General features: G+C 35.2%; 15 protein-coding genes and 1 tRNA gene. 10 read left to right on the forward strand and 6 right to left on the reverse strand.

Translation table 11 applies throughout. The features are described from left to right. The first annotated feature begins 24 nt into the window (after positions 1-24). The 6 genes from OM961_RS06660 (at position 25) to rnc (ending at position 6883) form a co-directional block, all read left to right on the forward strand. On the forward strand, positions 25-1251 hold the full coding sequence (locus tag OM961_RS06660) for a DEAD/DEAH box helicase (RefSeq protein ID WP_458694291.1): 1227 nt from the start codon (positions 25-27) through the stop codon (positions 1249-1251). A gap of 203 nt (positions 1252-1454) precedes the next feature. Then, positions 1455-3761: an AAA family ATPase gene (locus OM961_RS06665; RefSeq protein ID WP_264339678.1), complete on the forward strand. Its 2307-nt coding sequence runs from the start codon at positions 1455-1457 to the stop codon at positions 3759-3761. A gap of 64 nt (positions 3762-3825) precedes the next feature. Continuing rightward, on the forward strand, positions 3826-4722 hold the full coding sequence (locus OM961_RS06670) for a class I fructose-bisphosphate aldolase (RefSeq protein ID WP_264339732.1): 897 nt from the start codon (positions 3826-3828) through the stop codon (positions 4720-4722). Between the two features lie 5 nt (positions 4723-4727). Continuing rightward, a tRNA-Cys gene (locus OM961_RS06675) sits at positions 4728-4799 on the forward strand. 130 nt (positions 4800-4929) lie between these two features. Then, on the forward strand, positions 4930-5997 hold the full coding sequence (locus OM961_RS06680) for a quinone-dependent dihydroorotate dehydrogenase (RefSeq protein ID WP_264339679.1): 1068 nt from the start codon (positions 4930-4932) through the stop codon (positions 5995-5997). 187 nt (positions 5998-6184) lie between these two features. Continuing rightward, positions 6185-6883 carry a ribonuclease III gene (gene rnc, locus OM961_RS06685; protein WP_006279914.1) on the forward strand — a complete coding sequence of 233 codons (699 nt, stop codon included), beginning with the start codon at positions 6185-6187 and terminating at the stop codon, positions 6881-6883. A gap of 338 nt (positions 6884-7221) precedes the next feature. Here rnc and OM961_RS06695 read toward each other — a convergent pair whose 3' ends face one another. From OM961_RS06695 to OM961_RS06715, 5 genes are all read right to left on the reverse strand, one after another. Further along, entirely contained in the window at positions 7222-7764 is a 543-nt protein-coding gene (locus tag OM961_RS06695) for a hypothetical protein (protein WP_264339681.1), read from the reverse strand. A 109-nt stretch (positions 7765-7873) separates the two neighbouring features. After that, on the reverse strand, positions 7874-8404 hold the full coding sequence (locus OM961_RS06700; RefSeq protein ID WP_015589462.1) for a phospholipase D family nuclease: 531 nt from the start codon (positions 8402-8404) through the stop codon (positions 7874-7876). A gap of 552 nt (positions 8405-8956) precedes the next feature. After that, positions 8957-9109 (reverse strand): hypothetical protein, encoded by a 153-nt coding sequence (locus OM961_RS06705; protein ID WP_010963126.1) that lies wholly within the window; start codon positions 9107-9109, stop codon positions 8957-8959. Between the two features lie 152 nt (positions 9110-9261). Then, entirely contained in the window at positions 9262-9675 is a 414-nt protein-coding gene (locus OM961_RS06710) for a hypothetical protein (RefSeq protein WP_264339682.1), read from the reverse strand. A gap of 138 nt (positions 9676-9813) precedes the next feature. Then, a complete protein-coding gene (locus tag OM961_RS06715; RefSeq protein WP_264339683.1) occupies positions 9814-10086 on the reverse strand; it encodes a hypothetical protein in 273 nt (90 codons plus the stop codon). A 159-nt stretch (positions 10087-10245) separates the two neighbouring features. On the opposite strand from OM961_RS06715, the gene OM961_RS06720 reads away from it, so the two are divergent. From OM961_RS06720 to OM961_RS06735, 4 genes are read left to right on the forward strand one after another with little or no spacing between them, the layout of a single operon-like run. Further along, entirely contained in the window at positions 10246-10884 is a 639-nt protein-coding gene (locus OM961_RS06720; RefSeq protein ID WP_264339684.1) for an HAD family hydrolase, read from the forward strand. Beyond that, positions 10884-11378, forward strand: a complete 495-nt coding sequence (locus OM961_RS06725) for an RDD family protein (protein ID WP_077188432.1) — start codon at positions 10884-10886, stop codon at positions 11376-11378. Before OM961_RS06720 ends, OM961_RS06725 begins: the two co-directional genes overlap by 1 nt. A 59-nt stretch (positions 11379-11437) precedes the next feature. Further along, positions 11438-11914 (forward strand): bacterioferritin, encoded by a 477-nt coding sequence (gene bfr / locus OM961_RS06730; RefSeq protein ID WP_264339685.1) that lies wholly within the window; start codon positions 11438-11440, stop codon positions 11912-11914. A gap of 1 nt (position 11915) precedes the next feature. Beyond that, complete coding sequence (locus OM961_RS06735; RefSeq protein ID WP_213863315.1) at positions 11916-12533, forward strand: SURF1 family protein; 618 nt, start codon at positions 11916-11918, stop codon at positions 12531-12533. 30 nt (positions 12534-12563) lie between these two features. Here the strand turns inward: OM961_RS06735 and OM961_RS06740 are convergent, their stop codons facing one another. After that, positions 12564-14282, reverse strand: coding sequence for a monovalent cation:proton antiporter-2 (CPA2) family protein (locus tag OM961_RS06740; protein ID WP_010963130.1), 1719 nt, complete (start codon positions 14280-14282; stop codon positions 12564-12566). Positions 14283-14284: the final 2 nt, after the last annotated feature.

The following is a 14284-nucleotide window of genomic DNA, read 5'->3' on the forward strand; positions in this document are numbered from 1 at the left end:
GTCTTTTAACAGGATTAACGTATTGTGAATAATTTTCATGAGATGGGTCTCCCAACTTCGCTTAGACAAGCTCTAGATAAAAATAATCTTTTCGTCCCAACTCCGATTCAAATACAAGCGATTCCCTTAGCGCTACAAGGTAAAGATATTCTCGGATCTGCTCAAACGGGGACTGGAAAAACTTTAGCATTTGCTATTCCGTTGGTTGCTAAGTTGCTGAATGAGCCTAACACTGGTTCAGCTTTAGTCATCGTGCCAACCAGAGAGCTTGCGCATCAGGTAACAAATGAGATAAGAAAACTCTTATCTCAAAATTCTGCACTAAGGGTCGCTTTGTTGATTGGTGGTGGGCCTATTTTTAGGCAGCTAAATCAGCTTCAGAAAAAACCACAAATTGTAATAGGTACTCCTGGTCGTATTATAGACCATATTGAGCGTAAAACTTTGATTACTCGCAATGTTAGCGTTCTTGTGCTTGATGAAACGGATCGTATGTTTGATATGGGCTTTGGAGTTCAGATTGAAGAAATTATGAAGCATTTGCCTAAAATAAGGCAAACTCTTATGTTTTCTGCAACTCTTCCTGGAGATATAGTAAAACTTGCTGAGAAGTACCTTAATCGACCAGAACGTATTTCTGTTGATTGTGAGGTTACAACTTCTGTAAAAATTAAGCAAGAAATTGTTTATGCATCAGAATCAGAAAAATATGAAAAGCTTGTTACACAACTATGTCAGCGCGAAGGATCAATCATTATCTTTGTCAAAACAAAGCGAGGAGCGGATCAGCTAGCTAACAGATTGCACAAAGATGACTATAGCGCTTTAGCAATTCATGGTGATTTAAGGCAGCACAAGCGCGAAAGGGTCATTAATTCTTTTCGTCATGGCCGTAATCAAATCATGGTTGCAACAGATGTTGCTTCTCGCGGCCTTGATATTCCCCACATTCAACATGTTATCAATTATGATGCACCACAATCGCAAGCTGACTATATTCATCGTATAGGTAGAACTGCACGCGCTGGAGCTGAAGGGTATGCGCTATCTTTTGTTACACCTCAAGATAAGAGAAGACTGCCTGCACTGGCAGACAAAGAAGGAGAGCTAAATTTTGATTGTAGTGTGCAATTTAAAAAACGTAACAGCAAAAAGGTCTTTAAAAGGCCAAGTACGTTAAAGACTAAATACGGTAGAAAAAAGATCAATGCATTTAAGAAGAAAAGCAGAGTACTAGAAAAAGCGTATTAAATAGGATTTACCTACAATTTGATAAGCGTAAAACTCGTCATTCCGCTACTCATTAGCGGAATCTATGCTGAGATATTGCGGTGCTATGACGTAGATCCAGAGTGGGATTCAAATTGGCTACAGCGAACTGCTGGATTTCAATTTTTTTAATAATTGTGTGCTATTCATTATATATGAGTTCCCACTTTTAAAGAGAATAGGAGATGATTTCCAAAAACTTAGAGGCAAGTTTGAATAGAGCACTATTCATTGCTTCTAATTTTAATCTTAAATATGCGAAAGTAGAACATTTATTGCTGGCGTTAACTAAAGACGTGGATGTAAATTACGTTTTATCAAGATGTAATATCAGAGCCGATGAAATCATCAGTATGGATAACATTCTATCAAGATGCAATATTAAGGCTAATGATTATAATAATAATATAAAAGGGTTTTTACAAAGCAGTTCTGAATTGATTATCAGTGGAGTTAAACCTAGCTCAATGTTTCAATGCATAATACACAGAGCAATAATACGGGCTCATAGCTTGGGGAAAAAAGAAATAAATGGAGCAAGTGTTCTAGTAGAAATTTTGTCTGGGCAAGATTTATACGTTGAAGATCTATTGCAGAAACAAAGTGCGAAAGATTCCAATTTGATTTACCACATATCTAACATGAAATACTCTAACGATATAGATGAATACACCACTAATCATAAAGTAAAACTTGATAAAAATAATGATGCTCCTACTACAGTAAATAAAGGTGAGCTACTAAAAGATGAGGAAATTCTACAAAGTTATTGTAAAAATTTAAATGACTATGCAAGAAGCAAAAAAATAGATTATGTTATTGGTCGTGATTATGAATTAAATCGCACTATAGAAATATTATTGAGGCGTAGAAAAAACAACCCTTTATATGTTGGAGATCCAGGTGTTGGCAAAACCACAATAGTTGAGGGTTTGGTACTCAAAATCATTGAAAACAGTGTTCCAAGTGCGCTCAGGTCCAGTATAATTTATGCTTTGGATTTAGGGTCACTCCTTGCAGGGACACGCTATAGAGGTGATTTTGAAGAGAGAATAAAATCTATAATAAAAGCGATTGAGGCAAAACCAGGTGCTATCCTTTTTATTGACGAAATACACACTATCATTGGAGCAGGTTCTACAAGTGGTAGCTTTCTTGATGCAGGTAACCTACTCAAACCTGCGCTTGCAAGAGGTACACTGCGTTGTATAGGTGCAACTACATATAGAGAATACAGCAATAGTTTTGAAAAAGATAAAGCATTAGCGAGGAGGTTTCAAAAAATTAATGTTAAGGAATCTTCTGTTAACGAAACGATAAAGATACTAGATGGTATAAAGCACTACTATGAAGGGTATCATGGAGTATATTATACAAAGAATGCCATTAGGTCTGCGGCTGAACTTTCGCATAAGTATATTACTGGGCGAATATTACCTGATAAAGCGGTTGATGTTATTGATGAGGCAGGGGCATATTGTAAATTGCTAAGAAACAGGGGTAAAATTGTAAATAGTAGAGATATTAAGAATACCATTACTAGAATTACAAATGTGCCTTGCGGATCTGAATCTGATGATTTGCAGAAAGTAAAGTCTTTAAAAGCTAATCTAGAGAAGGTGATTTTTGGCCAAGAGCAGGCAATAGAATCTCTTGTTAATTCTATTAAAATTGCTAAATCTGGGTTGAGAAATTACAATAAGCCTTTAGCAAATTATCTTTTTGCAGGGCCAACCGGTGTTGGTAAAACCGAGCTAGCAAAACAATTATCAGAAAGCATGGGCATGAATCTTATACGCTTTGATATGTCCGAATATATTGAGTCTCATACGATATCAAGGATGATTGGTTCTCCTCCTGGATATGTAGGTTATGATCAGGGTGGATTACTCACAGAGTCTGTATCTAATAATCAATATAGTGTTGTGCTGCTTGATGAAATTGAAAAGGCTCATAGCGATATCTATAATATATTGCTACAAATTATGGATTATGGTTGCGTTACAGACACTTACGGACGTAAAGTTAACTTTTCCAATATAATCTTAATTATGACAACTAATGCAGGAGCAGCTGAACGCAGCAAAAGTTTTGTTGGCTTTGGGCATAAAAAATTTAACACTGGTGATAGTGAAAAAGCGATAGAACAGGTTTTTAGCCCTGAATTTCGTAATCGTCTTGATGCGATTATTTCTTTTTCTGACTTAAATGCGGATATAATTCTGCATATTGTAGATAAATTTATTCAGGAACTGAAAAAGCAGCTGACGCAAAAAGGCATAAACTGCTTGGTAGAGGATGAAGTGAAATCTTATCTTGTACAAATGGGTTATAGTAAGGAAATGGGAGCACGTCCGATAGAGAGACTTATTGAAAAAGAGATAAAAAGTTACTTAGCGGAAGAAATACTGAATCGTAAATTAATAAAAGGAAAGAAATTAAGAATCTATATGAATAAAGTAGAAAATAAAATTGCTTTTGATATAGTTTAAAATCCTTGTATTGAACTTCATCTTTGTTACAATCTATAACTTAAATTCAATTTGAATTATAGTGATAAGTGATAAAGTAAAACAAGTCCTAAGCTACTACGAAAGTGAAAACCCTGGGGTAAAAGCAAATCTTACTCGTATTCTCATGCATGGAAAGCCTGGCGGCACTGGCAAGTTAGTGATTCTGCCAGTAGATCAAGGATTTGAGCATGGTCCAATTAAAAGTTTTGAAGTTAACCCTGATGCTTATGACCCACATTATCATTTTCAGCTTGCGGTTGATTCGGGAGTAAGTGCATATGCTGCTCCACTTGGTATGATTGAAGCTGGTGCTGCAACTTATGCTGGAATGCTCCCACTTATTTTGAAACTTAATAGTTCCAACTCTTTACATTCAAAGGATCTAACCTCTGATCAGGCAATAACCTCTTCTGTGAAAGATGCGCTGCGTTTGGGATGCTTAGCTGTCGGATTTACTATATATCCTGGTTCTGCTAAGTGTTTCGATATGATGGAGGAAGCCCGTGGAATCATAGCTGAAGCCAAATCTTATGGGCTTGCAGTAGTGCTATGGTCTTATCCACGCGGTGAAGGGATTTCCAAAGAAGGTGAAACAGCAGTTGATGTTATTGCCTATGCTGCGCACATGGCAGCTTTGCTTAGCGCTAATATAATAAAAGTAAAACTTCCAACTAAATATTTGGAAAGGGAGAAAATAGAAACAGAAAATATTGAATCATTATCTAAAAGAATTGAATATGTTAAAAGGTCTTGTTTTGCAGGGAAAAGAATAGTAGTTTTTTCTGGTGGTGAATCGAAGGAAGTAGATAACATATACAATGAAGCGAAAGAAATTAAGCAGGGTGGCGGTAATGGTTCAATCATTGGACGTAACACTTTTCAACGCAAAAGGGAGGAGGCTTTATCTATGCTAAAAGATATAATGGATATCTACACATAAAAAACGGCTGGGTGGCAGAATGGCTTATGCGGAGGACTGCAAATCCTTTTATACCGGTTCAATTCCGGTCCCGGCCTCTTTCATTCTCTATATCTTGTAAAAGTTGCTCAATTCAACAGTAGCTTTAAGTGTGTAACCTATAGAGAAAGCTTATCCATAGTAAAATCAATTTCTTTTCAAGTTATGGTTATACTCTTATAGCGTTTCATGGTAAAAAATAAACTAAAAATAAGCAAAGTGTTTTACAAACGTAATTTACTATTTTTACTACCGCCCGAAGTTGCTCACTCTTTGGCAATTATGGCATTAAAGAAAATACCTTATAAGAATCCTATAGAGCTACCAGAATCTTTGAGTGTGAATTTTTTTGGTAATAAGCTCAGAAGCCCCGTAGGTCTGGCTGCAGGTTTTGACAAGAATGCAGAAGTTATAAGGCCTATGCTCTCATTTGGTTTTGGGTTTATTGAAACTGGTACTGTAACTCGTAATCCACAATATGGAAACAAAAAGCCAAGAATTTTTCGGTTAATTAAAGATCAAGGGGTAATTAACAGATTGGGATTTAACAATAAAGGAATAGACTACTTTCTTAAACAAATAGATAAAACCAAGCTTGATGATTGCATTTTTGGCATCAACATAGGAAAAAACAGTACATCAAAGGACCAAATCAGCGATTATGTTGACTTAATAAAGATAGTATATGGAAAAAGCAATTATATAGTGCTGAACATCTCATCCCCAAACACGCCTAATTTACGCAATCTGCACAATAAGCAAGAATTATCGGAATTGTTGAAATCCGTAACTCTAACCCGGAAATCAATTGATAATTCTAAATCCATACCAATAATATTAAAAATCTCACCAGATATAGATCAGCAAACGAAAGAAAATATCGCTGAGCTTGCGTTGGAATATAAGATTGACGGATTAACAGTGAGCAACACTACGATCAGTCGGAATAACTTACATTCCCACCACAACGAGAGTGGTGGGTTGAGTGGCAAACCGCTGTTTAAACTTTCAACCGAGTTATTGAGCGATATGTACAAACTTACTAAGGGCAAAATATTGTTGGTAGGATGCGGAGGAATCTCAAGTGGTGCTGATGCATATAAAAAAATAAATGCAGGAGCTTCTTTGGTGCAGTTGTACACTGCTCTCATATACCACGGACCTCAAGTTGTAAACAAAATTAATCTAGAACTTGCAGAACTAATAAGGAGAGATGGATTTAGTAACATTAGTGAGGTGGTGGGTTGTATACATTAAACATCTTCTCTGTCACCTAAGTAGCCGACACTGGAATAACATCGATGAATCATTATTCAAATAATGGTTATGCAAGAAGTCTATTAAACTGTATATTTTGGAAGTTGTTGGTATTATTTTAATAAAACAAAACTAATTCTTTGGTATAAAGGTGTGGTAGGAAGTGTTATTCTTTTAAATAATGGGTATGAAGAGTTTGAATGATGCAATATCTAAGATCATTGATTATAAATTTACAAATTATGCAATATTAGAAGAGGCACTAACTCACCCAAGCGTAAATAAAAGGAATAGCAAAAACCAGATTGTAAGCTACGAAAGACTAGAGTTTTTGGGCGATAGTGTTTTGAATATGGTTGTATCTGCCACACTGTTTAAACTATTTCCTGAAGAAAAAGAAGGAGCATTGGCAAAAAGAAAGACGGATTTAGTTTGTGGCAACACCATTGCTAATGTTGCTAAAGAAATAAAATTAGGCAGCTTTATCATCATGAATAATAGTGAACGCTGCAATGGAGGGAGATGTAACTTAAAAAATTTAGAAAACTCGCTTGAAGCACTAATAGGTGCAATTTATATTGATGGCGGGCTTGAAAATGTTGAAAAATTTATTATCCAATATTGGGAAAAGCTAGCTAAAGGCATGCTTGACCCCCCTCAAGATCCTAAAACCTCACTGCAAGAGTGGACTCAGAAAAACAAATTGCCTTTACCAGAGTATGAGCTTGTAAAACAAACTGGACCAGCGCACAATCCTGAATTTACTATATCAGTTTGCATAGAAGATTATGGTAAAGTTTCTGCATGCGCTTCTAGTAAAAAGATTGCTGAACAAAAAGCTGCTGAGTTGATGCTAGAAAAAATTGGAAAAGACGCTTCAGTTTAGGCAAAATAGGCATTAATGTAAATTTTAAGGAAGCTAATAGCGTTTAGGGTAAATGGTCAATTTAAGGAGAAGCATAGTATTATTCATAAAAAAGTTGATCTACCAAAAATCAAGCCTTATGTAGTGGAATATCAATGGCTGTTGTCGGAGATGCGGAAAAAAAGAAGTAGCAAGTTACCAAAAGGTGTTATGCCAGATACATTTGGTCCAAGAGTTGTTTTGTGAAGTTGACAGAGTCAAGGAGAATGAAAGTTTTAAAAAATAGCATATTTTTTAATTATAAAAATTTGATATTAACTGTTGTTGGTTGATTGAGTAAAAACCAGTGAATGGTCACATTAAAACATATTTTTAAATTTCTGCCAAAATCCTGGTTTATTATCATTAACCTTTGTAAATGTTATATTTAAACTGTATTTCGGATCATTTGGCACGTCGTATTTTATGCTAAATGTTGAAACTTTATCGTTATTGTAAATATGTACATCATCATATGATAGCTTTGTTGTGTAACACTTTACATACTTTTGCTTATCATGCACTAAATCACCTGACTCCCTTTCTAGTTCCACAAATTTCGTTTTTTTCTGACATTCCTTCATTTTTATTAAATCCTTATCTAGTGATATTGAAACTGGCAACGTATTTCCAGCATATTCTTTAGCTAAAAGTTCACTTTGAGGATACATTTTTATTTCCCTGCCAAAATGTGAGTCTATGAAATTATTACTCCAAAATTTATCGCCAGAATGCACGTACTCATCAGTAGCATACGGCACCCCACCATGATTGCATTGAACTTTGTAATCTCCAACACCGTTGTTTTGAAAAAAATCATGAATAGCAGTGTAGCTACCGGCAGCATCATTTATATAATCCATTACTTTATTCCTTAAATTTTTAGTTCATTATATCATAATCATTATGCCAATCAATCAAAAAAGCTCTCCCTTGCTGTTTTTAAAACTGATTTTGAGCAAGCGCTCTCGATTAGTTGGGAGCGTATTTGTAAGATTGTGACATTCGTGCCTCCCAGTTTTTCACATACTGCTGAATCAATTCAGGATAATCTGTAATAATTAATAAATTTTCAGCATTTCCTTTTTTAGCTGTCTTACTAAGGTTAAATGACCCTGTGATGACTTTTTGATTGTCAACAATCATTATCTTATTATGAGCAATCTTTGGCTTATCATCGATCCAAATTGGTACTCCACCTGAAAATAATTCATTTATAACACTATATTTTGAGTAGAGTTGCGATTTATCTAAGATGACTTTAACATCAACACCGCGTTCTTTAGCATTAATCAAAGATTTTGCAACTGTTCCAAGAGTAAATGTATATTCTTGAACTAAGATAGATTTTTTAGACTGATCTATTACGTTGATTATCGGTACAGCACAATCTTCTCCAGGTGAAAAGCAAACCGTAGCTTTTGGGCAGGGCGAAAATATAAAACCCGCATAGTAATACAGAGAAAAACACATTAACAAGAATAAAAAGTGAAAAAGCCTCACAACAACCCACCCCCGGATATACGGCGATAGGCTACATTATAATTTAATCACCTGTCAATAGACTTCTTGCATAGTTTTTGGCAACAACCGTTAGAAACGAAAAAACTTACTTGACAAACTCCGCCAGCCCCCTTATCATGAAACTGAAGGTATTCAGTTATCTTCATCTGTGCAGATTAAACAGCAAGAAAACAACGTAGTTGGCGTCTTATTTTTAATTTTTTGCACTATGTGCACCTTATGTCTTCACAATATTTCTAGGTTTTTACCTACACAAGCTGAAACGTGCTTATAAGTCGTTTAAGACAGTATAGTACGCCAATTTGCAGGATTAGGGAGTGACAACTAGCTAACACGGGGTTTCTTTTGCCTTTTTTTCTGCTTAGTAAATTTCTTAAACATTTAAACTAAGGTGAGTTGCATTTAAAAGCAGCTAAATTGCAGTGTTTAAGACTTAAAAAACGCCAATGTTCTAAAATAGATATTAGCTGGGGCTTCTTTTGCCTTTTTTTTCGCTTGGTAAATTTCTTAATGTTTATAGCTAACATGAAGCTAAGTACGAACTTTGTTAAATACAACAAATGGTGTCATCCCAGTGCTCCTTTTTTTGTCATCCGAGTAGCTGACACTGGGATCTATTTTGCATGTAACTCCAATTGTGTTTTGGCATAAAACGCGACGCGTATTAGACTTATTTGCAAGCAAAGCTTGCTAGATCCAAGTAGTCAGGGCACTGGTATGACATCATAGGGACACTGGGATGACACCCTGACAATCGTCATCCCGCTACTTGTTAGCGGATGAGATACCGCGGCGGTATGACGGTTCGTGGCGGTATAATGAAGCTTGAAAGCGGATCACCTTTCACGACCCGTGTTTACTTCATTCACTTTAGGAGTATTAACAGGCGTTATTGCCGGGTTCTCAAGCTTTGTTGCCTGCTTCAAACCCTCGCTTACACTTTTGTCCTTTAAAATTTCATCAAGCTGCTTACTCTTTTGTTGCTCTTCGTTATTTGACGTATCTCTTTGAGCATCTTCTTTCATGCCACGAGCATTCTCTACATCCTTTTCACCTTCACCTAAAAATTTTTCTAATATTTTCTTAACAAAGCGCTTCAGAAGACTCAAAAACCCTTCTTCTTTTTGATTTTCTTGTGGTTGAGGCGTGTTATCTTTTTTGTCCGGCTCAGTGTTGAGCTTCTCTTTTACAGAACTCTTGCTCACTGAGGGATTAACGGTTTGTGAATCGTGCTCTGATGCTGTTTGCACAGAAGCTTCAGTAGTCTTTTTTTGTGTATTATGTTCAAGGTCTTTAACTGCTGTTGTAGTTTTTCTCGGAGTGTCTTGGAGTTTTTTGTCACTTTTTGGCTCTGCAACTTTTTCACTTGTGAAGATGCCCTTCCCTTTCTATTGTTGGTCAAGCTCAGCAATTCTTTCAAAATCTTGACGTACTTTTTCATCTGCACGTCCTTTTTGACTTTCAAATTTCTGACTCAATTCTGCAACGTTTTTCATTTTGTTCTCAAGCTCCTTACTTTTCACAGCTTTTAGAGCCTCTGTTCCTTTTGCGATATAATTAACCTTCTTTTCTAATGAGGTACCTTCTGGAAAAGCACCTGGAGAACGTTCAAAAACATCTTTAAACTTTTTTTCAACACTTTCTTTAGATGTCTGGGCCATACCTGTTACCTATTAAAACATATCATATAACCAGTATGTTAGCTAATTATATAAAAAACAGTTAACATAACTTGTGGTAAAGAGTAAGAGCGTCCTATTTATATTTTTTTTATTAAAATGTTATTTACTTATTAATTTAAAATATATAACAATATAGAAATGAAAAACAGCCCATTAGCAGTAGTATTCGATTGGGATAATACCTTAGTTGACACTCAAGATAACATTTTTAATGCTATTAAGCATACCATAAACTCAATGGGGTATAGTAATAAAGCTGCTGATAGAAATTCCCACGAGTCAAGAAAGAGCTATATGGTCAATTTATTTGGCGATCAGTGGAAAAAAGCGAACCAGATATATCAACAATACTTAGATAATGCGCTATTACAAAACATTGCTCTGAATCAAGGAGTAGAGAAAATGTTGCAGACACTGAAAAGCCACAATATTTATCTAGCAATAGTAAGTAATAAGAAAAATACTAATTTACGTAAAGAAGTTGCCTATTTTAAACTAGATTCCTACTTTGAAAGAGTGGTTGGGTCATGCGATACTGCAGAAGATAAACCATCTGTAACCCCACTGCTATTTGCATTAGAAGAGAGTACGTTGCCTATAAATAGAGAAAATGTGTTTTTCGTTGGTGATAGCATCACAGATGTTCTGTGTGCACAAAATGCCAATTGTTTACCTATTATATACGGTCAATCAATAAGCGGTTATGAAGATTTGTTATGTTTTCAACATTTTGATAAACTTACAGATTTTGTAATAAAGTATTTAGAAGATAGGTAATGACCGCTGTTACAGAGATTGCCAGTATAACAAGACGCTTTTGCGCGTATTTAATAGATGTAGCAATTTTATTAATTCCAACTTTATTAATTATACTGCTATTAGAGGATTCTCCGTTGATCTTACATCTATCATACATGTGTGTAAATTGTAGTTACTTCACATATTTTATATCTTCAAAGGCCCAAGCAACTCCCGGTCAACAGTTAATGAATATGTATACTATCAATTTAGATAATTCTAAAATAGACTTGAATTTAGCGTTTGACAGAAGCTCTTCCCAGTTTTTTCTTCCTTTGTTAAACAGTGTAGTAGTTGTCCTTACTGAATTTTTGCGAGATCAGGAAGTATTAGTGAATGTCTTGAGTGCATTGAAAGTAATTATAGTGCTACTCACTCTCTGCTGGTATCTAGTTGCTTGCTTCTCTAAGAAAAAACAGACATACCACGACATGCTATTTAATACGGTTGTTATCAAAGGAACTATTAAATGAGTTGCTATAACTATCGTTATCATATAAATTATGCTGATGAATTGAACTAAGGGAAGATTATGAATGAAGAGATAGTAAAACATTTGAACAAATTATTGACCAATGAGCTGACTTCTGTACGCCAGTATCTTTTGCATTTTGCGATTCTCAAAAACAATGGAATTAATAGACTTGCAGAAAAGGTAAAAAATGAGCTTAACGAAGAACTTGAACATGCAAACAAGTTGGCAGAAAGAATTTTGTTATTTAAAGGAGTCCCAAATTTTCAGGATACAAACGAAATATCAAAGTATGATGGAAAGTTTACAAAAGACACAATACGGAAAATCTTAGAAGCTAATTTGAAATTAGAGGGAAAAGGTATTAAGGATATCAAAGAAACGATTTCTATCGCTGAGAAAGAAAAGGATTTTGTTAGTGTAATGTTATTAGAAGAGATGTTAAAAAATGAAGAAGAGCACTTTCATTGGATTGAGAAACAGATCGATCTTACTGAACTAATGGGTGTTGAAAACTATTTAAGAACACAAATATAGAGTGTTAAAAAAGATAGTATTTATTTTAATTATACCTTGCTCACTTCTTTTTTTATTAGGGTTATGGCAAATATTCAGATTGAACTGGAAGAATAATATTATTAAAAGTATGAGTCTTCCAGTGGTTCATCTATTGCCCAATAACGACCTTGAAAAATTTAACTATAGGCATGTCAAGATTGATGGGATTCTAAGTGACATAGAACTATATGTTTTTGCAGGGCAACACGGCTATCACGTGCTGTCTCCTATGTTGCTCACCACTGGACGTTACATGTTGGTGAATAAAGGAATAGTCGGAGAAAAAAAGGAGAAAAAAGTAAAAATTGAAAAAGTAGTTGCAGATGGAATTTTATATTGCGATAGCAATAAAAGTAAAAATTGGTTTATCAAGAACGATACTGCTTCGAATACATGGTTTACCCTGAGTACAGAAGAAATTTCCAATGAGTTAGGTATTAAGCTAGAGAAGTGTGTATTGTGGCCGAACAATTTTGGCAGCAAAGTAGCTATACAGCCAATGAAGCATTTGGAATATGCAATCACTTGGTTTGCACTTTCCTTAATTTGGTTGATTATGTGCGTAATTTACTATAGGCAAAACCTCAATAAAGCTTGAAGCTTTCTGTACATAAAATTAGAGAAGTAGTTATTCATCTTTATCACTACCAAGGTCTTTTAACATACTGTAATTGCCTTTTCTGAATCTACTTTTTAAAGACGTAACTCCACTTTCGCTAATACCACTAAGGCTCAGTGCAGCTCCACCTAGCTGCAATCCTATCTCAGATGTTTCAGGAATAATTTTACTAGCTCCTAGATCTCTATAAACCTCCACATTACTCAGATCTGGTAAGCGTATTACAATATTTACATGCGGAAAATTTGCTGCAACTAAAGAAACAACTTTTTTTATAGTAACTTCATTCTTTATTGAAATAACGAGAGCTTGAGCTCTTTCTATTCCTACCGATTTTAAAATTTCACATCTTGTAACATCTCCAAGATATATAGGAAAACTATCACTTTTTCCTTCTTTGACTATTTTCGATTGAATATCTACAACAACGTAACTTAAATGCTCTGCCGTAAGCATTTTTGTTACCATATATCCCACTCTACCAAATCCAGCAACTATCACATGGTTATAAAGATCTTGTGTATCTGTTTCAACAGCTTCATCATCTAATATTGTTTTCTCAGTGCTAAATGAGTTTGCTATCCAATCTCCAAGCCCCGATAAAAGAGGAGTGAAAGCCATGGTTACTGTAGTTACCATCATAAGTACTTGAGCGATTTCACTTGGTAGCACATTTAGCTCATCTGCTAAGCGAAACAAAATAAACGCAAATTCACCGCCTTGTGAAAGCAGTAACCCAGCTTGTATAGCAGGTGCACTCTTAAACCCAAAAAATCTACACAATATATATATAATAGATGTTTTTAAAACGATAAGGATAATCGATAATAAAGTAATTAGTGGTAACTTATTGAGTAAAAGTTCGGTATTGATGGACATACCAACAGTCATGAAAAATAAGCCAAGAAACAAATCTTTAAATGGCAATACTGCGTGTTCTACTGAGTGTCTATATTCTGTTTCTGCAACTAACAATCCAGCAACAAATGCACCTAATGCTAACGATAAATGGAATTGCTCAGTAATAAATGCTGCTCCTAATACTATTAAAAGCGTTGTTGATATAAAGATCTCATTACTTTCCATTTTAGCAATAACCGAAAATAAAGGTCTAAGCAATAATCTACCAGTTATAAATATCAGCACTAATGCAATAGCTGCTTGCACCAATGAACCTGCCAATGAGCTTATCAGGCTGTGCTCAGAATTGCCAGTAAGTAAAGGTACCAATACTATTAATGGTACCACTGCAAAATCTTGCATTAATAGCACTGCTATCGACAATCTACCAACCTGACTTGCTTGAGAACCTTTTTCTTGCAGAACCTGCAACACTATTGCTGTTGAGGATAGCGCAAGCCCACCACCAATAACTGTTGCTATATTCGTATTCACTCCGAAAGCAAGAGCGATGCACCATATTGCTACCATGGTAACTATAACTTGAAGAGAACCGAACCCAAATACATGAATACGCATAGCGATCAGGCGTTCAAATGTCAATTCAAGGCCTATAATGAATAATAGAAAAACTACACCAAATTCTGCAAGATTATCCATTGCTTCAGCTGAGTGTATCAGATTAAATCCGTGAGAACCAATAACTGCACCTGCAACGAAGTAACCAAGCACTGGACTAATATTCATTTTCCAAAATGCTATGACTATAAACACAGCAGCAGAAAGCAAAATTATAATATCAAACAAATGCTGAGAGCCACTGTGCATGA

The sequence above is a fragment of the Wolbachia endosymbiont (group A) of Cydia splendana genome, assembly GCF_947179475.1.
Lineage (GTDB): Bacteria > Pseudomonadota > Alphaproteobacteria > Rickettsiales > Anaplasmataceae > Wolbachia > Wolbachia pipientis.